This window comes from Microbacterium hibisci (genome assembly GCF_015278255.1).
Classification (GTDB): domain Bacteria; phylum Actinomycetota; class Actinomycetes; order Actinomycetales; family Microbacteriaceae; genus Microbacterium; species Microbacterium hibisci.
In genome coordinates this window covers 186,294-207,495 of sequence record NZ_JADIJC010000007.1, presented here as the reverse complement: position 1 = coordinate 207,495, position 21,202 = coordinate 186,294, and the positions used below count along the sequence as shown (strand labels likewise).

15 protein-coding genes are annotated in these 21,202 nt (G+C 73.6%); 4 read left to right on the top strand and 11 right to left on the bottom strand.

Annotation, left to right across the window (positions count from 1 at the left end):
* Position 1: 1 nt before the first annotated feature.
* The 10 genes from IM770_RS14205 to IM770_RS14160 form a co-directional block, all read right to left on the bottom strand.
* Positions 2–883: a hypothetical protein gene (locus tag IM770_RS14205; RefSeq protein WP_203581803.1), complete on the bottom strand. Its 882-nt coding sequence runs from the start codon at positions 881–883 to the stop codon at positions 2–4.
* Entirely contained in the window at positions 880–2,478 is a 1,599-nt protein-coding gene (locus tag IM770_RS14200; RefSeq protein WP_203581802.1) for a DUF5684 domain-containing protein, read from the bottom strand. The genes IM770_RS14205 and IM770_RS14200 overlap by 4 nt, the downstream gene beginning before the upstream one ends.
* Complete coding sequence (locus IM770_RS14195; RefSeq protein ID WP_203581801.1) at positions 2,475–5,030, bottom strand: transglutaminase domain-containing protein; 2,556 nt, start codon at positions 5,028–5,030, stop codon at positions 2,475–2,477. Before IM770_RS14195 ends, IM770_RS14200 begins: the two co-directional genes overlap by 4 nt.
* Entirely contained in the window at positions 5,027–6,436 is a 1,410-nt protein-coding gene (locus IM770_RS14190) for a DUF58 domain-containing protein (protein ID WP_203581800.1), read from the bottom strand. The genes IM770_RS14195 and IM770_RS14190 overlap by 4 nt, the downstream gene beginning before the upstream one ends.
* A complete protein-coding gene (locus IM770_RS14185; RefSeq protein ID WP_203581799.1) occupies positions 6,433–7,398 on the bottom strand; it encodes an AAA family ATPase in 966 nt (321 codons plus the stop codon). The genes IM770_RS14190 and IM770_RS14185 overlap by 4 nt, the downstream gene beginning before the upstream one ends.
* Before the next feature lie 62 nt (positions 7,399–7,460).
* Positions 7,461–13,694 (bottom strand): Ig-like domain-containing protein, encoded by a 6,234-nt coding sequence (locus IM770_RS14180; RefSeq protein ID WP_239066240.1) that lies wholly within the window; start codon positions 13,692–13,694, stop codon positions 7,461–7,463.
* Positions 13,694–14,836 carry a serine/threonine-protein kinase gene (locus IM770_RS14175; RefSeq protein ID WP_203581798.1) on the bottom strand — a complete coding sequence of 381 codons (1,143 nt, stop codon included), beginning with the start codon at positions 14,834–14,836 and terminating at the stop codon, positions 13,694–13,696. The genes IM770_RS14180 and IM770_RS14175 overlap by 1 nt, the downstream gene beginning before the upstream one ends.
* Positions 14,837–15,161: 325 nt before the next feature.
* The gene (locus tag IM770_RS14170) at positions 15,162–15,830 is read right to left on the bottom strand and encodes a spermidine/putrescine ABC transporter substrate-binding protein (protein ID WP_203581797.1); all 669 of its coding nucleotides are present in this window, start codon (positions 15,828–15,830) and stop codon (positions 15,162–15,164) included.
* Between the two features lie 69 nt (positions 15,831–15,899).
* A complete protein-coding gene (locus tag IM770_RS14165; protein WP_239066239.1) occupies positions 15,900–16,496 on the bottom strand; it encodes a hypothetical protein in 597 nt (198 codons plus the stop codon).
* A 64-nt stretch (positions 16,497–16,560) separates the two neighbouring features.
* Complete coding sequence (locus IM770_RS14160) at positions 16,561–17,613, bottom strand: ABC transporter (protein WP_203581796.1); 1,053 nt, start codon at positions 17,611–17,613, stop codon at positions 16,561–16,563.
* Positions 17,614–17,780: 167 nt separating this feature from the next.
* Here IM770_RS14160 and IM770_RS14155 point away from each other — a divergent pair, with 167 nt between their 5' ends.
* Positions 17,781–18,371 (top strand): hypothetical protein, encoded by a 591-nt coding sequence (locus IM770_RS14155; RefSeq protein WP_203581795.1) that lies wholly within the window; start codon positions 17,781–17,783, stop codon positions 18,369–18,371.
* Between the two features lie 24 nt (positions 18,372–18,395).
* On the opposite strand, the gene IM770_RS14150 is transcribed toward IM770_RS14155, so the two are convergent.
* Complete coding sequence (locus IM770_RS14150; RefSeq protein WP_203581794.1) at positions 18,396–19,010, bottom strand: hypothetical protein; 615 nt, start codon at positions 19,008–19,010, stop codon at positions 18,396–18,398.
* Between the two features lie 246 nt (positions 19,011–19,256).
* On the opposite strand from IM770_RS14150, the gene IM770_RS14145 reads away from it, so the two are divergent.
* From IM770_RS14145 to IM770_RS14135, 3 genes are read left to right on the top strand one after another with little or no spacing between them, the layout of a single operon-like run.
* A complete protein-coding gene (locus tag IM770_RS14145) occupies positions 19,257–20,102 on the top strand; it encodes a hypothetical protein (RefSeq protein ID WP_203581793.1) in 846 nt (281 codons plus the stop codon).
* Positions 20,099–20,518 (top strand): phage holin family protein, encoded by a 420-nt coding sequence (locus IM770_RS14140; RefSeq protein ID WP_203581792.1) that lies wholly within the window; start codon positions 20,099–20,101, stop codon positions 20,516–20,518. Before IM770_RS14145 ends, IM770_RS14140 begins: the two co-directional genes overlap by 4 nt.
* Positions 20,518–21,186 carry a DUF3618 domain-containing protein gene (locus IM770_RS14135; protein ID WP_203581791.1) on the top strand — a complete coding sequence of 223 codons (669 nt, stop codon included), beginning with the start codon at positions 20,518–20,520 and terminating at the stop codon, positions 21,184–21,186. Before IM770_RS14140 ends, IM770_RS14135 begins: the two co-directional genes overlap by 1 nt.
* Positions 21,187–21,202: the final 16 nt, after the last annotated feature.

Sequence of the window (21,202 nt, the reverse complement as noted above, 5' to 3'; positions counted from 1 at the left end):
ATCAGGTCAGCAGCAGCACCAGCGCGGCGACGGCGACGACGACCGAGGCGACGATCACGGCGGCGACGATCAGCACTCGGCGGCGGTAGCGGCGGCGACGCGACGCGGGTGCGTCGAGGGCGGGCGGCGGCGTCGCGGACGGGGGCGGGGCGACCGGCGTCCGCACGGCCATCGTCGGGCCGCTCGTGCGAGGCGGCCGGATGTCACGCTCCCCACCGGGAAGGTAGGCGGTGCGGCGCACCGCGGCGGCGTCGGCTGCCTCCGGCGGGGCCGTGGGCGCCGCGCGGCGGACCGAGCGCAGCATCGTCTCGTCGGTGCGCTCCTCCATGGTCGTCCCGCTCTCGGTGCGGGTGACGGACGAGGAGGGCGCGCTCGCGAACGGCTCGGCCGCCGTGGGGCGGCGGCCGGCGATCGAGGTCGCGTCGAGATCCTCGGCGGGTGGCTCGGCGGTGCGCCGGGACGGCGCGAGGAACGTCTGCTCGTCGATCTCGGGCTCAGCCGCCGGCGCGGTTCCGGCCGCACGCCTGGTGGACAGCACGGTCGCGTCGTCGGGCGGCACCGACCGTCGCGACGACAGCACGGTGGCCTCGTCCACGGCAGGCTCCGGCTCGCCGACCGCCGCGCGCCGCGACGACAGCACCGTGGCCTCGTCGACGTCGGGCGCGGGCGCGGGAGACCGGCGCCTCGACAGCACGGTCGCCTCGTCCACGGCAGGCTCCGGCTCGCCGACCGCCGCGCGCCGCGACGACAGCACCGTGGCCTCGTCGACGTCGGGCGCGGGCGCGGGAGACCGGCGCAGCGAGAGCACCGTCGCGTCGTCCGGCACGTCGTCGGCGCCGGACGGCGTCGCGCGGTGCGTCAGCTCGTCGTCGGGATCGATCACCCGTCGCTCCGCTGCAGCCGGACCTCGGCGTCTCCGAGCAGGAACCGGTCACCGGCCTCGACCTCTTCGCCCGGAGGAGCCTCGACCTCGGTGCCCAGCACAGTGGCGAACAGCACGCCGTTCGTGGAATCGAGATCGGTGACGTACCAGCGGTCGTCGCGCAGCTGGAGACGTGCGTGGGTCTTCGATACGGTCCCATCCGAGATCGACACCAGCTGGGCGCCCGGGAACTCGGGGTCGCCGGCGGGGCGACGGCCGAGGATGACGACCTCGGCCGACAGCGCGACCGGGTCGCCGGTCGGCGGCAGGAGCGTCCAGTCGGTGCGCTTCCGGCGCGCGATGATCGTCTCGTCGAGCACGTCCTGCTCGTCGGGGATCTCGGGCTTGGTGTGGAAGGCCGACACCGACGAGCGCGCAGAGCGCGGCGCTCCGGCATCGGGTGCGCCCGCGATGGCCGAGACCGGCCCCGAAGCCTCGGGGAAGGCGTCCGACTCGCTCATCGGGGAGCGTGCGGGCGCCCACGGCTCGCGATCGTCGTCGGCGGCGGCCGCCGGCACGCGGGTGACGGGCGGGCGCGTGATGCCCTCGCTCGTCGTCGCCGCCTCCGGTGCGGCGTAGGGCTCGTCATCGGCGAGCGGCGCGGATGTGATGGGCGCGGGCGGCACCGGGGCGGCGGGCGCCTCGGGAACGGCCGAGATCGGGGCGGGCGCACCCGACACGGCACCGGTGACCTCGCCGCTCAGCTCGGTGGCGTCCAGCGCGAAGCCCTGCCACGGGTCGGCGGCGTCGGCGGGTGCGTCGGTCGCGCCGGGCGCCGCAGCGACGGGGCGGCCGGGAAGCGGCGGGGGCGTCCACCCGCCCACCGGAGGCGCGACCGCCGCGAGACCGTCCACGGGCGCGCCCGGAACCGGCCCGACGGGCGCGACGGGGGCGCTCGGTGCGGCCGCCCCGGGAGCGGACTGGTCGGGAGCGCTCGAGACCGGGGCGACGGGCCGAGGCGCCGTCGTCGGCGCGAAGCCCTGGACCCCGGGCGGAGGTCCGGCGACGGCGCCCGCGGCCGGGGCGTAGGCGGACGGCGGCGCGAAGCCGCTGCCGGCACCCGGTGCGACAGGCGGGAACACCACGGGCTCCCCGGAACGCGAGGTCGGAGTGGGGAAGGGCGGCAGCGGGGGCAGACCGGCGGCTGCTTCGGCGGAGGTGCGCCGGGCTCCGGCATCCGTCTCCCGTCCGATCCAGCGCGCACTCCCCCAGCCGACGAGCGACGCCCAGACCGGGAACAGGAGGACGCCCAGCACAGTCATGCCCACACCGAGGCCGAAGGCGACATTGATCCGGTGGATCGCGATCACGAAGACCACGAGCAGCGCGATGTTCACGACGGGGACGAGTCCCAGCAGCAGCAGCCACGGCGAGAGCCCGGCGAGCTGCAGCACGACCACCGCGTTGAGGATCGGCACCCACGCCTTCCACGGCTCGACGCCCGACTTGCGGAAGACCGCCGACAGCGCGAGCGCGATCCAGACGTACAGGCCCACGGACAGCAGCAGGCTGATCAGCGAGCCGAAGACGGCCGCGGTGGCATCGGTGGCGTTCATGGCATGGGACGCGCGGGCTCGGCCCGTCGTCTCCCCCTCTCGGCGAGTCGCGTGCGGCCGCCCGATTCGGGCGCCAGTGGACGGAACAACGATCTCAAAGATACGGTCGCGAGCGCCCCGCGCCAGAACCCGCGTCCGCGCCGGAGGGCGCGGCGCTCGGCGTCGACGGTCTGCCAGTAGCTCCGCGCGTCATCGGCAGACAGGTCGCCGTGCGAGAACACCGCGCGATCGGCGTCTCGCGCCAGGGTCGCCCCCGCGGCGGTGTCGAACGACGCGGCGAGCTCGCTGCGGGTGAGCGTGCGGGGTGCGGCGCGGCCGCTGTCGACGGCCGCGTCGACGTACTCGTCCCAGCCGCCCGCGATGCGTGTGGCCGGCGTCCCGCCGCGTCGACGCGAGCGACGGCGCGCAGCCTTGGTGCCGAGCACGATGACGAACGGCCCGAGCGCCAGGACCAGCACGAGCAGGACGATGCCGCCGGTCCGCAGCAGCGGCCACAGCCATGCGAGGTCGACGCCGCTCTCCTCCTCGGGCGCGCGATCCTCGGCGGAGTCCTCCTGCGTGGGATCCGGCGGCACGACCTCCTCGACGGACTCTGGGCGCACCTCCGTGACGTTCTCCGGGTCGCGCTGCTCCGTGACGTCGAGGCTCGGCGACTCGGCGTACTGCGGCGTGACGTCGACCGCGAGCCACTGACCGCCGGCCGACTGCACCTCGGTCCAGGCCGTGAGGTCCTGCGCACCGCACGCGCCGTCGTCGCACACGGCGAGGCCGCGCTCGGCCGAGGTCAGGCGCGCGCCCAGCACGACGCGCGAGGGGAAGCCCAGCTCTCGCGCCATGAGGGCCACGGCGACGGCGAACTGCTCGTCGTCGCCGATGGCGGCGACGTAGTTGCCGGACGCCTCGGCGCGCGGGTCGGTCTCGCGCTCGAGCAGACGCGAGAACATGGTGTCGACGCGGGCCAGCGAGTGCCCCGAGGCGCTCGGCTGGAACGCGTAGTCGGGCAGGGCTGCGACCCACGCCGCGTCGCCGTCGCCCTCGTCGAGCCCGTGGCTGAGGTAGCCGCGCTCGCGCAGCAGCGACACCATGCCGGCCAGGGCGGCGCCGCCCGTTCCGGTGGTGTGCTGATCCATCCAGGTGCGGAGGCTGTCGGGCGCGGCGACACCCCCCGGGCTCCCCGGCGGCTCGAGCCCTGCGAGGTCGCCGGACTCGGGCTCGACGCCCCGCACGACGTAGCTGTCGCCCGCCTCGAGCCCTCCGCCTGCCGTCTGCACGCCCGCCGACGCCGCGGCGTTGTAATAGAAGCGGTCCGCGAGCGACGCCGACCGGTCGCCGGCGAACTCGACCGCGGCGAGGCGGCCTGCCGTCGGCATCCAGATGCCGTCCCACGCGTCGATCTCGATCCGTGCCTCGACCGGGGAGCCTTCGCCCGCGTCGAGCGCCGAGGGCACGCGGACGAAACGGCCCGCGTCCACGGCGCCCTCTCCCCCGGAGCGATAGACCTCGCCGTCGTAGGAGTCGAGCGTGGCGATCCGCACGCGCTCGGGCAGGGCGGCGGTCGCCGACCCTCCGGAGACCGGTCCGACGCGGAACAGCACCTCTTCGGCGCGGTCGTCGGCGAACAGGCCGCGGTACTGCGACAGCGGGCTCACCTCGGCCGAGAGGTCGATGTCGGGCCCGACGGCGGAGCGCAGCACCTCGCGCTCGGCGCCGCGGGCGGCGAACGGCACCACCGCGACCGCGATCACAAGGGCACCGACCACCATGCCCGCACCCAGGGCGGTGCGTCTGCGGTCGGCGCGCGAAGGCGTGCGCGACATCCGCACGCCGCTGGACGCCGCCGCCCGCTGCAGCGCGCGCACGCGCTCATCGTGCGTGCGCCAGGCCAGCCACAGCAGGCACGTGATCAGGGCGGCCGCTCCCACGGCCGTCTCGATCGGCGCGTACAGCACGACGGATCCGAGCTCGAGCGGCGCGCTGACCGTCGTGCGCCCGAAGAACAGCCCGAACGTCACCATGCCGAGGGCCACCGGCACCGCCGCATAGGCGGAGCGGCCGTCGCGCCACGCGAGCAGCAGCACGACGCAGGTCCCGATCAGGAACACCACGAGCGCGGGCACCAGCAGGTTGCGGTACGACCCGACCGGCAGCTCGACGGTGATGAGGTCCTTCCACCCGAACACGAGACCGCTCGTCAGTTCGCCGAGGCCGCGCAGCAGCTCGTCCACGGGGCCGAGCCGCGAGGGGACGGCGAGCGGGATGCCGAGCACGAGCACCGCCGCCGCGAGCACGCCCGCGACGATCCAGCCGTTCCAGCGCCGCCACCACGCGATGGTCGCGACCGCGCCGCCGACGAGGGTGCCGACGCCGACCAGCAGCAGGAAGCTGCCCGAACGGTAGATGGGCCACGCGGCCACGGCCGCGATGGCCGCGATCACGAGCGCGAGTGCGGCGCCCGCCCAGATGCGGGGCTCGATACGGGGGACGCGCACGGGCGCATCGGTCGTGCCGCGGGCCGCGGCATCCGTCCTCTTCTGTGCCGGAGCGGCGCTCACGTCGTCGCCCCCCTCAGCAGGAGGCCGGAGAGGTCGTCGAGGGTGCCGACCGTGAGCACCGTCATGCCCGACAGCGGCTGCATGCGCGGGTGGGCGCGCTCGTCGCAGATGAGTCCGACCACGGTGGTGTCGGCGGGGAAGGCCAGCGCCGCCTGCTGCAGCCGCGTCAGCGGCACGCGGGAGCCCACGACCACGAACGCGATCGACAGCCGCTCACCCGACTCGGCGGCGAGCTTGCACACCTCGCCGACCGGCATGGTGCTCTCGAGCAGCTCGACCCCGCTGAAGCCGTCGAGCATCGGCCGGGGCGCCGCGGACGGGATGTGGCGGATCGCGCGCAGGCGTCCCCGGACGACCCGGGGGATCTCGGAGCCGGTCACGATCTGCACGTCACGTGCGTCGTGCACGGCGCGCAGACCCAGCGACGCGGCGCACGAGACGGCCAGTTCGAACTCGTCGGCGTCGGCGTACTCCGCTTCGGCGACCGCGAGCACGACCGCCATGCGCGAGCGCCGGGACTCCTCGTACTGCCGGACCATGAGCCGGCCGGTCTTGGCCGTCGAGCGCCAGTGGATCTGCCGCCGCGAGTCGCCGGGAGCGTACTCGCGGATCGCGTGGAACGACATGTCGGCGTCGACGAGGCGCCGGGTGGGGCTGCCCTCGAGGTCGCGGATGAGGCCCGCGCTCGTGGTCGGCAGCGACGTGGTGCGCGGGTGCACGTACAGTTCGTGGACGTCGGGGAACGAGTGCTCGCGTCGCAGCAGGCCGATCGGGTCGCTGCGCACCGTGGTCGCGGGGCCGACGGTGACGATGCCGCGGCGCAGGCCCGGGATGTCGAGCGGCTGCTCGACGACGTGACCCGGGCGCAGCAGCGGCACGCCGAACTCGACGAGGCCCTGCCCGACGGGGATGTCGATACGACCCGGCAGCGCCAGGCGGTGCCCGTCGTTGCGCACCACGATGCGGCCGTCGACGCCGTCCCCGGCGACGATGCGCTCGTGCGTGAGCGTGAGGTCGACGTCGTAGGCGCGGGCGCCGAAGAGGAACGGCACGGCGGCGACGAGGAGGACGAGGGATGCCGCGCCCGCGACCATGAACTCGACCCAGCCGAAGACGATCCCCAGCACGAGCCCGATGGTCGCCGCCACGGCGACCAGCGTGCCCGCGGGCCGGATCGTGCGGCCCGCCCACTCCGCGGCGGTCGTGATGCCGGTGCCGAGCGCACGCCACACCCCGCTCCACCACACGGCGGCGCGCACGAACGCCCGACTGCGGCGCGACGAGCCGACGCTCGTCGCCGTGGCGGTCAGGTGCGTGCGTCCGGCCGTACCGGTGGACTGGACGGTGCGGGTGAGGCGCGATTCGAAGATGCCCGTCGATCCGCGCCGGCGCTCGGCTGTGCTCATACCGCCTCGCGCCTGGACGGCGGTGCCACGTCGAGCAGCACCTGGCCGACGACGGTCTCCTGCGTGACGCCGTCGAACTCGGCCTCGGGGTGGAGGATGAGGCGGTGCGAGAGCACGGGCACCGCGAGCGCCTTGACGTCGTCGGGGGTCGCGTAGGTGCGGCCCTGCGACGCGGCGCGCGTGCGCACCGCCTTGGTCAGGGCGAGCGCGCCGCGGATGCTGACGCCGAGCCGCACCTCGTCGGTCGTGCGTGTGCCCTCCACGAGCCGCGCGATGTAGTCGAGCACGAGGGCGTCGACGTACACCTGGGCGGCGAGGTCCGCCATGCCGACGAGGGCCTGCGGCGTGATGATCGGCGACAGGTCGGCGGTCGCCACCGCCGCGCCGTCGAGGATGCGCACGGTCGCGGCGTGGTCGGGGTAGCCGAGCGACGTGCGCATCATGAAGCGGTCGAGCTGCGCCTCGGGCAGGCGGTAGGTGCCCGCCTGCTCGACCGGGTTCTGGGTCGCGAGCACGAGGAACGGCACCCCGACCTCGCGCGAGACGCCGTCGATCGTGACGCGCCCCTCCTCCATGACCTCCAGCAGGGCGGACTGGGTCTTCGGGCTCGCGCGGTTGATCTCGTCGGCGAGCACGATGTTCGCGAAGATCGGTCCGGCGTGGAACTCGAAGACCCCCTCCTTCTGGTCGTAGACGCTGAGGCCGGTGATGTCGCTCGGCAGCAGGTCGGGCGTGAACTGGATGCGGGTGTTGGTGCCCTGCACCGACTGCCCCATCGCGCGCGCGAGCGACGTCTTGCCGGTGCCGGGCACGTCCTCGAGCAGCACATGCCCGTCGCTGAGCATCGCGGTGAGGACGAGCTCCACGACGTGGCGCTTGCCGAGCACGGCGCGCTCGACGTTGTCGGCGATCTGGCCGAACGTCTGCGCAAACCAGTCGGCCTGCTCCTGCGTGATGGTCATGTCGTTCCTTGGGGTCGGGGGAGGAAGTGGGGGACGGATGCCGGCGGCCCGTGCCGCGCGGATCAGGGGGTCGTCGCCGGCGGGGGCGGGGCGGGGGCTCGGCCGCTCTGCCAGGCCGTGCCGTTCCAGTGCGCCTCGCTGCCGTCACCGAGCGCGACGTACTGGCCGGTCGTCCACGCGGCGGTCTGGCCGAGCGCGCCGAGGCTCCGCAGCTCGTTCAGGTTGCCGGGCAGCCGCGCGTAGTCGGGCGTGAAGTATCCGGGCGAACCGGCGACCACGCCGGAGGGCAGCGGGTCGTTGGAGGTGCAGCTGGTGACGGCGGGGATCGTGGCCTGCGCCGACGACAGCCCCCAGCCCTGGGCGCTCCAGTCGACGATCACCTTGACGCCTTCGACGCGCACCGTGCCGGCCGGCACGATCGTGCGGTCGGCGGTATCGGTGATGTCGCGGCCGTTGCGGCTGAAGTAGCGCGTGGCCGAGGTGTCGAACGTGATCTTCGCGACCGTGCCGTTGGGAGCGCTGGACGACGAGCCCTTCATGGTCAGCTTGCTGCCGCCCACGCACGACGTGATCGCCCAGTTCGCCTGCACCTGATAGGGGGCGCTGCCCGCACGCGGGGTGACCGTCGACCAGCCCGTCGCCTCGGGCCACCAGTCGTGCACGTAGCGCACCTGGATGCCGGGATCCTGCCCGATCACGCCGGTGCCGGGGCCCCAGCCGCTCCACTCGACGTGGTTGTTGCGCGGAATCCTCTCGGTCGTCGTCGGCTCGGCGCGGATGACCCACGCGGCGCGCTGTGCGTTCTCATCGACGTTCGGCGAGGCATCCACCACGAACGTCCAGTTCTGCGGGTTCTTGCCGGACTGGCGGGCACGCACGCTCTCGGTGGTCTCGGCGCGTCCGTACGCCCGGTCGCCCTGTCCCCAGTACGACTCGACGCACATGCGGTAGGTGTACTCGCGACCGTCCTCCACGACGAAGGATGCCGTCGGGCCCCCGCCGGTCACGCAGCGCTCGCCGTCGGCGACGATGCCGTAGCGGAGTGTCGATCCGGTCCCGTTGGGCACCGCCGACGCCGATGCCGTGATCGTCGAAGTGCCGTCGCCGTTGGACGAGGAGCTCAGCGTGAGGTCGGGCGACTGCGGGCTGCCGACGCCGTTCGTCTGCACCGTGGTGCTGCGACCCGACGAGCTGCCCGCGAGGCCCGGCGGCAGCTCGAAGCGCGAGAACGGCGTCACCGTCACGAGGGTCGCGTCGTTCGTGCCCACGCGGTACCACGGCACGTCGACCGTCGGACGGTTCCCGTTCACCGGCACGCGCACCGTCTCGCCGGTGTCGCTCTTGATCTCGAGGCTGCCGGTCGATCCGGTGTCGACGCCGTCGATCACGATCGACACGATGCCGCCCTGGCCGTCGCCGGTCACGACCGGCACGGCCGTGACGCTCTGCGGCGCCGGCGGCGCGTCGTACGCCCACGCCACGGTGCGCACGCTCGACTTGGACTCGCCGACGGCGTTGACGGCCCACGCCTCGTACGTGCGCTGCTCGCCGTTCGGCGCCGGGATCGCCGGGCACACGCCGTCGGCCGCGCACCGCGCGACCTCCTGCCCGTTCCAGCGCAGGACGAAGCCCGTCAGCCCCGGGTACGCCTGCCGCGCCTCGCCGGGGTCGACGCGCAGCGTCGCGGTGCCGTTCGCGTACGCGATCTGCGACACGCTCGCGGGCGCCTTCGGGTAGCCGAGCAGATCGAGGAGCACACGGCCGTCGCGCTCGGAGTTGGTGATGCGGCCCTGGGCATCGCGCACCGAGAACGACGCGGTGCACGTCGCGCCGGGGGCGTCGCCCGTCCACGAGGCGGTGACGGAGGTCGCCGAGGCCGCCGCGAAGCTGACGCCCACGCACGCGCCGGTGGATCGCACGTCGACGAGCTCGAGCGGCGTCCCCGGCAGCGGGTTGACCTCGCCGCCGGCGCCGATCACCGGGATGCCGCACGACGAGCCCGACGCCTGCGTGCACTGCGCGGTCACCGTGCCGCCCTGCGGCAGGGTCGACGGCGCCGCGCCGACGCGCAGGATGAGGCGCGCCGGCGCCACGGCGGGGTGGCTGGTCACCGAGACCATCACGACCTCCTCCGAGCCCGGGACCGCACGATCGGCACCGGTCACGGTGAGCGTCGAGCCGTTCTGCCCGACCTCGAACGCGGCGCCGGAGTGCTCGGTCGCGTAGGCGATGCCGTCCCAGTCCTCGCGCAGCTGCCACGTCGTCATGGTCTTGAGGTCGTAGGTCGTCGTCTCGCCCGGGCCGACCGTGATCGACGCCGGACGCAGCTCGGGCTGAGGGTCGCGGGGGTTCACCGTGATCGGCACGGACAGGTAGGTCCAGTCGGTCTTCCCGTCGAGGCGGACCGGCACCTGGCACGCGTCGACCCACGGGGCCCCGGTGCCGGCGTCGTAGCGCACCGTCGGGCCGGACTCGACCGCGCACACCGCCTCGGGTCGGGCGCCCGACGCCTTGACCTCGGCGCCGACCTCCAGCCGCGCGCCCTTGGGACGCGCCACCAGGTCCGCCATGTCGAAGGTGGTCGACTCCTGCTCGGTGACCTCGGGGGATTCGGCACCGGCGCGGAGCGTCAGCGCGAGGTCGTCGTCGCCGGGCACGCGGAGGAAGCCGTACGAGGTGACCTCCTCCTCGTCCGGCGAGCCCGTGCTCGTCACCGCGAAGGGGATGAGCCGCGTCTTCTCGGGGAGTTCGCCGCGCAGCGACGAGCCCTGCACCGAGACGCCGGCCGGTTCGCCCCACAGCGACAGCTCGAGATCGTCGACATCGCCGCCCGACCAGGTGACCTTGCCGGCCAGCACGTCCACGCCGCGCACGAAGTCGTCGCGGGTCTCGACGGTGAGGATCGTGTCGGCCACCACGGGGTAGTCGGGCACGCTCTCGCGCACCACCCGGACCACGATGAGACCGCGGCCGGTGTTGCCCGACGAGGATTCGACGTCGTAGAGGAACGACATCGTCCCCGGTGCGTCACCGGCGGCGATGCGCACGGTCGCGCCGTCGGCCTCGACGATGTGCCCGTCGAGGCGCGCGTACTCGGGATTCTCGCTGCCGTCGACGAGCGTCGCGGGCACGTCCGGACGGATGTCGGTGACCGCGAGCTCGCCCATCGTGGGGTCGACGTCGTTCGACAGCGGGCTCACACGGATCGTGTTGCTCTCGCCCGCCTGCACCTGCACGTAGTCGGTGAACGTGACGGGGCTGGGGTTGGCCTCGCTGTCGAGCACCCCCACGCGCACCGTGCCCTCCGCGGTCTCGCCGAACGCGTCGACCACCCGGTACCGGAAGGACTGCTGCCCGCTGTCGCCCGGCACGCTCGTGTACATGATCGCCGCGCCGTCGGCGGTGATCGTGGCCGCGCCGCGTGCGGGCTGGTCGACGATGCGGTCGAGCGTCACCACGTCGCCGTCGGGATCGGAGCCGAATCCGTCGAACTCGATGATCGCGGACTGGCCGCTCAGCACGCGGCCCTCGAGCGTGTCGGCGGCCGGCGCCCGGTTCGCGTCGTCGTCGATGACGCGCAGGCGCACCATGGCGGTGTCGGCCAGCGCGGGTGCGCCGGTGGTGAAGACCGAGTACTCGATGCCGTACTCGCCGGGCTCGTCGGGCGCGAGGTAGCGCAGCAGATCGCCGGAGGCGAACGCCAGCGCGGCATCCGACGACGATCGCACCGACTCGGGATTGAGCGTCGGCCGGCCGCCCGACGGCGAGATGTCGTTGTCGAGGACCGGGATGTCGATCTGGGCGCCCGCGCGCACCACGACGGTGTCGTCGACGGCGATCGGTGCGAGCTCGGGCGCCGGCGGCAGCAGGTAGACGGTCGCCTCGCCCTCGACGCTCGAACCGGCGTCCTCCGTGCCGTCGCTCACGATGTACGAGACGGTGCCCAGCCGACCGGCCGCGCCGTCGGCGGTCGTACCCGACACGCGCAGGTGGTTCTGGCCGACCGCGTCGACGGACAGCGTCGCCCCGGCATCCGCCCTCGCGACGACGTCGCTCAGCAGGAGCACCCGTCGGGTGGGGTTCGACACCGCGTCGAAGATCTCGAGCGTCGCGTCCTGCTGCGGGTGCACGAAGGCCACGACCGGAGAGGTGGCGAGCTGAGCGGGTGCGTCGGCGGGCAGCAGGGTGATCCGCGCGGTGCCGGTCGCGTCGGTCGTGCCGTCGGTGACGGTGAAGTCCACGCGGAACGTACCCGGGTTCTGCGCCGAGAAGTCGAACGACGTCGACCCGCCGACCACGGTCGCCGTCGCCGCGGCGTCGTCGAGCACCCGCACCGAGTCGAGCGACAGCGTGCCGGCCGTGCCGGTCACGTGGTCGGCGACGTCGATGGTGATGCCCGAGGCGACGGTGTCGGTGACGGCGAAGGACTGCGCGGCCAGCTGCGGCTGCGGCGACACCTTCACCACCAGCGACTTCACCGCCGTCTGTCCCTGCGTGTCGGCGACGGTCACGGCGAGGTCGATGAGCTCCTCGCCGCCGTCGCCGCTGTCGCTGTGCTGGTAGACCACGTCGCCGCCGGGCGTCGCGGCGACGCTGCCCTGTCCGGTGACGTTCTCGACGGCGAGGAGGAGCAGCGGATCGCCCTCGGGATCGACCCAGCCTGGGAGCACGGGAACCGTGACCGTGCCGCCGCGGGCGACCTCCGGCTGCGGCCATTCGACGAGGCAGCGCTCCACGCCGCACCACTCCGGCGCCGAGTCGGCGCCCGCGCCCGCCACCGTGAGCGTGACCGTCGCGGGCTCCGAGAGCAGTCCGTCGGCAGCGGTGCCGTCGCTGACCGCGTACGAGAACGTCGCCGAGCCCGTGGCGCCGGGCTGCACCCGCACCGCGAGCCGCTGGTCGTCGTCGGTCACCGAGACCACGCCGAAGGCAGGGTCGAGGCCGGTGACGGACTCCGGGTCGACGGTCAGCACGTCCTCGTTGGGGTCGTGGTCGTTCAGCAGCACCGGCAGCGTCGCGAGCGCGCCGGCGCGCACGCCGAACGCGTCGGGCTCGGCGATCGGCGGCTTCGGGTCGAGCACGACCTGCAGCTGCTCCTCGCTGGGCACGGCGTCGGGGTCGGTGCGGTCGTCGAGACTCCAGTCCTGGCTCGACGTGATGAGGGTGCCGTCGGGCACCGACCACGCCCATCCCGAGCGCGTCTCGTTGAGGATGACCGACGAGGCGCTCGCGACGAACACCGGCCGCCGCTCATCGGCGATCGTCTCGTCGCCGTAGTCGAGCGCGACCCGCTCCCCGTTCGAACGCCACAGCTGCCCGCCGGTATCGCCCTGGCCGAGCCACGCCGCGTAGGTCGTGCCCGCGTGCGTGATCGGCTGCGCAGGCGTGCCGAGGACGGCGCCGTTGCGCTCCCCCACGACGTTCTCGATCCCCGAGCCGTCGGCGGCCACGCGCACGAGCCCGGTGTCATCGGCGAGGTAGACGGACGAGCCGGCCGGATCGGGCGTGCCGACCACGACGCTGCTGGTGGTCGCAGCCTGGGTCGAGGCATCCTGTCCCCGCAGCCACACGTCTCCGTCATCGGTGTCGACGACGGCCCATGTGTCGCCCGCGGCGGTGATGGCCGGCGCATCGAGCCCGTCGGCGTCGAGGGCGTCACGGCCGCGGACGTCGGCCTCGCCGATGTCGTAGCGCAGCACCGAGCCGTCCGCGCGGGAGTAGGCGAAGAGCATGCCGCGCCGGTCGACCGCGATCGCCTCGGCGGTGTACTGCGGCGCGTCCTCGTCGTCCTCGGATCGGAACGGATCGAGCTGCGACGACGAGCCGGTCGAGAGGCGTCCGGCGAACACCGCCCCGGAGTCCGTCAGGTAGGCGACGTAGTCACCGGCGGTGACCGCCTCGGTGGTGCCGGCCGGCGTCTTCTGCGAGGACTCCAGCGCCTCTTCGTCGAGGTCGGCCGGCATCGCGGAGTCGATGCGGGTGAGCGTGCTGTAGCTGTCGCTGAAGAGGTACGCGGCATCGCCGGTCTGCACGACCTGGTCGGGGTTGCTGATGCTGCGTACGGTGTCGAGCTCGCCGACCGACGTGTTCACGCGGGCGTAGCGGCGGCCGTCGCCGGTCTGGAGCGCCCAGACCGCGGCGTCGACGTCGGGGGTCTCCTGGGCGTCGAGTCCCGGCCACACGACGCTGATCCCGATCACCGTGGCGATGACGGCGCCGGCCGCGACGAGCCCGGCGATCGTGCCGCGTCGCAGAGGCGCGGTGGTCCGCGCGGTGGACTGATCGCCGCGTGCCATCACAGCACCCCGGCGGCGAACAGCGTCACCACGACGGCCGCAGCGCCCGCCACCAGTCCGGCGGCGATGCCGATGACCCACGGCAGCGCGCTGCCGTGGCGACGGCGGGAGGGCGCCGAGATCTCGGTGTCTTCGTCACGGGCGAGGGCGGCGACCCCCGTGCCGGCGCGAGACTTGCGCCGGGTCAGGTCGCGCTCGATGTGCGAGCGCGCCGGGCCGCGAAGGGCCGAGTCGGAGAAGTCCACGGGGGCGGATGCCGGAGACCACTCGTCGTCGGGGATCTCGAGCGGCGTCGGCGAGAGGCCGAGTTCGGACTGCACCGCCCGCAGCGCCTCGCCCAGTGCGCGGGCCGAGTCGTAGCGGCGGGCGGGGTCGCGGCTCATCGCGGTCGACAGGACGACCTGCAGTGACGCCGGCACGTCGGTGCGCGGGATCTCGACATAGGTGGCGCGCGCGATCCGCCGGCGCAGGAGGTCTTTGGTGTTCTGCCCGCGCTCGCGCCGCTCGAACGGGCTGTGCCCGGCCAGCAGCGAGTACACCGTCGCCCCGAGGCTCCACACCTCGCTCGCGACGGTGCCGCTGGTCTGCTCGGCGACGACTTCGGGCGCGCTCCACGGGATCGACATCGCCAGCACCTCGCCGCCGCTCTTGCGCTGCAGCGACGCGGAGATGCCGAAGTCGGCGAGCACGGGCGTGCCGAACGTGGTGATGAGGATGTTGCTCGGCTTGACGTCGCGATGGATGAGGCCGGCCCGGTGCGCGGACTCCAGCGCGCTCGCCATCCGCACGCCGATCGCCAGCACCTCCTCGACGGGAATGCGCTCGACGCGATACCGCTGCGCCAGCGAGCCCGGGCAGTACTCCATGACGATGTACGGGCGGCCGTCGGCCGAGATGCTCGCCTGGTACACCGTCACGATCGAGGGATGCGCCGAGAGGTGCGCCAGCACGTCAGCCTCGGCGTTGAACATGCGCCGCAGCTCGGGGTCGCGCACGTCGCTCGGCATGACCTTGACCGCCACGTTGCGGCGCGGCATGTCCTGCTCGTAGAGGAAGACGTCGGCGAAACCGCCCGACCCGAGGGGGCGGATGTAGGCGAGGCCCGGAAGGATCGGAGGCGCCGACGGAAGCCGTGTGGCCACCACACCTCCCCAGAGTCCGCTACCAAGACACGACGTACGCCGTCGAAACGGCAACAAACCTGGCCATGCTAGCAAAACCAGCTTCGCGTTCCGTGCCGCCGCCTGTGGAAACGGCGGCCGACCGCATCCGTTCTCCGCGGTCACCGCGGGCCCGAGATCCCGGCCCGTCAGCCGACGCGCCGCGCCGCGGCATCCGTGCCCGTCCGGTCGACGCCAGCGACCCTGTTCTCGGCCCCGCAACGATTCGGTGACGGATGCCGCCACCCGGCGTCCGACGAACAACCCCGCTCGCGGGGACCAGCTGCCGGTGGCCCCGGGGCGCGGGTCAGTCCAGGCGGGGGGCTTCGCCGGGGTCGTGCGGGTCGAACGGGGCGTCGAGGGACTTGGTGAGGTCGGCGAGCATGGCCTCGATCTGCGGCTCGACGTACTCGGTCACCGCGGCCTGGATGCGCAGCCGGTGGTGGAGCAGGATCGTGCACACCTCGCGGCCCACCATGTTGGCGTAGTCGTCCGCGAGGCTGACCTCCTGCCGCAGCGCCGCCTTGGCCTCGTCGGTCAGGGGCGGCAGGGCGGGGATGTCGGCATCCGCCTGCTCGGCGAGACCGGCGATCGTGAACAGGAAGGGGGCACCGGGGACGGGATCGGGGTCCATCGGCAGCCCCTCGAACTCGGGGTCGAGACCCTCCCCCGGCCGGTAGCTGCGGGCGCGATTGCGGGTCGCCTGCTGATCGAGCTCGGCCTGCAGCATCGGCAGGTTCAGCGCCGTGTACTCGGCCACCGAGCGATCGACGATCGTCTTGATCCGCGTCGAGAGCCCGTGCTGCACGCCGTGCGGCACGTCGGCGCCGAGACCCGCCGCCGACAGGACCGGCGACCCGAAGCACCGCCGACAGGGTGCCGTGCGACCGCGATGCGTGGCAGGCTCCCAGCGCGGCAGCCAGGCGAGCCAGGCGTCCACCGCCTGGCTGACCTGGGTCTCGAGCGACCGCTCCACCCGCCCCACGCTAGTACGCGTCATCCCGTCGCGCCCGGATTCCCGCGGTTTCGGGCCGGTGCGCGGGCCTCACTCGTCGAACTCGTCCTCCCACGGCCAGCGCGGGCGATGCGCGCGGGTGCGCACCAGCGCGATGCCCGACCACGCCGAGACGAAGGCCGCCGCGGCGACGGCGAAGCCGAACCACGAGGTCGCCAGGCGGCCCGCGACGGACGTCGCGACGCCGAGGTCCGCGCCGGTGAAGAGCGCCCCGAGCCACACGCCGCCGACGTACGCGAGGAAGCTCGCGGCGGTCGTCCACGCGGCACCCCAGTACGACGGATGCCGCGTCCCGGCGTCGACCGGCCCGCCGGGGCCGGCCGGCATGCGGGGGCCCGCCGGCTGCGGGGCCGTGGCGCCGTCGGCGGTCGCGGCATCCGCTCTCCGCGCTTCGCGGCCGATCGTCGCCCAGAGCCCGCCCGCGAACGCCAGCAGGGCGCACACCATGCCGGCGATGCCGGGCACCTGGCCGAGGCCGGGAGTCGCGATGACGTCTTCGCCGGTGGCGAGGCTGGTCATGCCGAGCCCGAAGATCGCGAGCGCGGCGAACCCGATCGTCGCGAAAGCGAGCGCGACGATCGGTCGCACCGGGCCCGACGACGCTCCGGGCTCACCGTCAGCGGCCATGCCGCCAGCCTACGTCCGCGCCGCGCCGGCGGCACCGGCGTTGGGCGCCTGGGCGAGACCGGCGTCAGGCGCGGACGAGCTGCGGACCCGCCTCGAGCGTGCGCTCGTACTCGCGCTGGGCCTCGACGTTGAGCTCGGTGACGCGCTTCGCGCGCGCCGCCGCCCACGCACCGAACCAGATCGTGAGCTCGCGGCCGATGACGAACGCGGCGATGGCGAGCGGGGTCAGCAGCTCGGCCTCGGCGAGCTCGCCGCCCTCGCTCGCGGTGAGCTCCCAGAACGGCGCCTGGAACAGCGCGCCCAGGATGTGCCCGCCGTACGCGGCGATGCCCACGAGGATGCCGAAGACCACCCACGCGCCCCAGCGGCCGCGGTTGATGATCGCGCCGAGCAGCCAGAACGCGATGAAGAACACCACCACGGGAACCCACAGCGACCAGGTGCCGAGGGCACCGAGCGCTGCGGTGCCGAAGTTCTCGCCGGTCACCTCGCCCTCGATCGCGTCGACGCCGAGCCACACCGCGAGGTACAGCACCGCGAACGCGATCGCGGCGAGCAGTCCGATCGCCCCTGCGGCTGCGCGGTTGCCGCGCGGGCGCGGCGCCTCAGGCGCCTGGACGAAGATCGGCTGCGGGGCGACAGGTGACGCGGCCGCGGGCTCGACCGGCTCGACCACGGGCTCGCTCGGCGTCACGACCGGTGCCACGACGACGGTCGGCGAGTCGTCGGCCGAGGTCGTCGACGAGGCTGTGGTTGGTGGGGCCGTGGTCGACGCCGCAGGGGTCGAGTAGTCGAGGGAGGCCGCCTCCGGCGAGTCCCACGGATCGGGCTCGTCGACCGGCGTCGCGGCGGGTGCGGTGGCGGAAGTGTGGTCGGCGGCGACATCGGCAGGGGTCGGTCGGGTCTCCTCGACGACGACGGGACCGTCGGCGTCGGAGCGGGTCACCGTGTCGGCGGACTCGTCGCCGGGCGCGTCGGCCGGGGTCTCTGCGGGAGTCGCGGGCTCGCGGCGGACAGCCTCCGCGTCGGCGAGGCCTTCGTTCGCACGACCGACGACGTCGTCGACGCCGGCGGGCTCTTCGACGGGTTCGCCGTAGGACGACTTGGGGTCACTCATCGCAGGCACTCCTCACGCAGGGCAAGTCCCCGCAGAGGCAGAGTAGCCCTCCCCTCCGCGCATCCGACGGAGGCGTGCCGGGCGTGGCGCAGTCGTCCGGGCGGCGCGATCGCACACGGCGGAGGGGCGAACGGCATCCGCGGCCACCGCCCGCTACCTTGGGCACCATGGCACCACGAGCGACGCGGCTCGCCGCGGCAGCGGCATCCGTTCTCCTCGCGTTCGCCGCGTTGACGGCGTGCGCGCCCGACGACGGGACCCCGGATTCCGGCTTCACCTTCACGCCCACGCCGTCGACGGCGGCATCGGCGACGCCCACCCCCACCCCGACGCCGACCGCGCAGGCCGAGATCCCCGACGACTGCCGCGCGATCCTCACCGCCGACGTGCTCGCGCAGCTCGAGGACGTGCCGCTGAACGACCCCGCGTTCGGTGCGTCGGGGCCGCAGTCCGACGGCAGCCTGGTGTGCGTGTGGGGCGATCCCGCCGCCGACACGACCGGACTGGTGACCACGATCACCTACGCCTCGCGCGGGCCGGCGCTCGACATGCTCAACAAGCTCGTCGCCGACGAAGGCTACACCTGCTACACGCCCGACGGCGGCACCCGGTGCGAGAAGACCTGGCCGAACGAGACCTACCCGGTGACCGACGGGCGCACGCTGTTCTGGCGCGACGGCATCCTCATCGACACCCGGTACTCGGCCCTCGCCCCGACCGGCTACACGGCCGCGGTGGTCGGAAGCATCTTCGGCTGAACCGGCGCGCGGGTGCGCCGCGCCTCAGCCCCACACCACGTGGTCGAGGCGTGCGCCGTAGTCCTCGGGGTGCCAGCGGGTCTCGACGCTCGAGAGCCACAGCCCGTCGCGGACGGTGTGCTCCTCGCGGACGCCCGCTCTCGTGCGCGAGCACACCGTCGCGGCCGAGGACTCCTCGCACGAGAAGCCGTCACCGCCCAGCGAGGCCGCAGCCACCGACGCGGTGGCAGCGTCGACTCTGGCGAGCGTGGTGACGATCCCGCCCGCGTCGAATCGCCACGTGCAGGTGACCACCACCTCTGGCGTCGCCGCATCCGAGAACGCCGTCGCGGAGGTCGCGGGCGCGGCCATCGACTGGTTCAGCAGCGACCCGGGCCGCCACAGCAGCTCGTTCCAGAGATCGTCGGCGTAGAGCGTGCGGCAGTCGACCGCACCGCCGCCCGCCGCAAGCCGCGCCGGGGTCTCGGCAGGTGTGGCAGCCGGCCTCGGCGCGGTGGCACTGCGCAGCGTGTCGCCGACCCACCCGATCGCCACGGGGACCATGGGCAGCGACAGCCACACGAGCGATCCCACGACCGCGAGGCACAGGAGGCCGGCGGGCACCGCGATCCATCGGTTGCGACCGCCGATGCGTGCCATGGGCCCCCACCTCCCCCTCCACGGTAAGCCGGGAGGGGGAGCGCGCGAGGGCGGCACGCAGGGTCGGGCAGCAACGCAACACACCCGTTTCTCGCGCGCGCGACGGGCGTGCAGGATACTCCGCCGTCGCCAGGACTGCGACCCCCTCTTACAAACGCGTCCGATGACGGACGGTATTTGCCACGGCGGTCCCCCCAGGGCAGGCACGTGGCCAGCCCGACGCCGCACGTGAGATGGAGGAGGAGCATGTCGACTTACGACACCGATCCGTATGCGACCCAGAGCACGGGTACGGGCCAGAGCACGGGCTCCGGCGACATGAAGGAACGCGTGGCCGACTCGGTCGCCGAGGTGGACGCGGGTGCGAAGCACGTCGCGAGCGTCGCCGGCGAGGAGGTCAAGGGCGTGGCGCACGACGCGAAGAACGCCGCGAAGGGCTTCCTGCACGAGACGCGGTCGCAGCTGACGGACCAGGCGTCGACCCAGCAGCGCCGTGCCGCAGACGCCCTGCGCAGCACCAGTGACGAGCTTTCCGGGCTCGCAGACGGCACCGCCACCGGGTCCGGAGGAGCGGCGACCAGCGCGGTGCGGGCGGTCGGCGAGCAGACGCGACGTGTCGCGGATTGGCTCGAGCAGCGTGAACCGGCCGACGTGGTCTACGAGGTGCGCAGCTTCGCGCGCCGCCACACCGGCGCCTTCCTCGCCCTCGCGGTCGGGGTCGGTCTCATCGCAGGCCGCGTCACACGCGCGCTCGTCTCGGACGCGCGCGACAGCAACGGCACGTCGGGCTCGACCGGTCGCAGGCCGATGCTGACCGAAGGCGCCGGCACCGGATACACCGGCACGACCGGCGGCTACGGTGACTCGACCGGCGCCTACGCGGGCGCGGCGGGCGTGGGAGCCGCGGGTGCGGGTGTCGGCACCGACGTCTACGAGGGCGAGACGCCCATCGGCGACGCCCTCGCCGGCGACCAGACCGGTGACCCGCTGTCCGCGGGCACGGAGTCGTCGATGGCCTCCGGGGATGTCTGGACGCCGCCGGCCGGCACGACCGGCGACGAGTGGACGACGGGCGGAGAGGAACGACGATGACCGACATGCCCACGCCGTCTCAGCAGAAGGCGGCCGACACCTCGCTGGGCGACCTCGTCGGCGAAGTCTCGCGCGACCTGTCCACCCTGATGCGGCAGGAGCTCGAGCTGGCCAAGGCCGAGCTGAGCGAGTCCGCCAAGCGGGCGGGCAAGGGTGCGGGACTCTTGGGCGGCGCGGGATACGCCGGCTCCATGGCCGTCTTGTTCCTCAGCATCGCCCTGTGGTGGGCCCTGGGCGACCTGCTCGACAGCCTGGGCTGGTCCGCCGTCATCGTGGCCGTCATCTGGGCCATCATCGCCGGCATCCTGTTCGCCGTCGGGCGAAGCCGGCTCAAGTCCGTGCAAGGAGCGCCTCGGACGGTGGAGACCGTCAAGGAGATCCCCGAAGCGCTCAAGAGGAACGAGGAGAACCGATAATGAGCAACCCCGAACAGATCCGCGCCGACATCGAAGCGACGCGCGACGAGCTCGGACGAGACGTGGACGCCCTCGCCGACAAGGTCTCGCCCCCGAAGATCATGGAGCGCCAGAAGACCCGCGTGCGTCAGGTGCTCGGCGACGTGAAGGGCCGCGTGATGGGGGCCGCCGACGACGTCGGCGACTCGGCATCATCGGCCGGGCACGCCGTCGGCGACAAGCTCGGCGCGGCGGGCGACGCCGTGAAGGACCTGCCCAACAAGGCCCGGCAGCAGACCCAGGGCACGCCGCTCGTGGTGGGCCTCCTCGCCGCCGGTGTCGGCTTCCTGGTCGCGAGCCTCATTCCCACGACCGACGCTGAGAAGCGGTGGAGCACCCAGCTGCGCGATCAGGCGCAGCCGTTGGTCGACAAGGCCGTGGACAAGGCGAAGGATGCCGCGCAGGAGGTGGCCGGCAACCTCAAGGAGCCGGCGAAGGACGCGGTGAACCAGGTCAAGGAGTCGGCCGTCTCCTCGGCCGAGACGGTCAAGGACGAGGCGCAGGCCACGACCGACCGGGTCAAGGGCAACGTCACCGAGAACGTCTCGGGCGGCAGCACCGGCTCCCCCGGCACGACGGGCACCGCCGACCTCGGCACCACGCCCACCACATCGCCGACGCAGTACTGAGCGACGCGGCATCCGT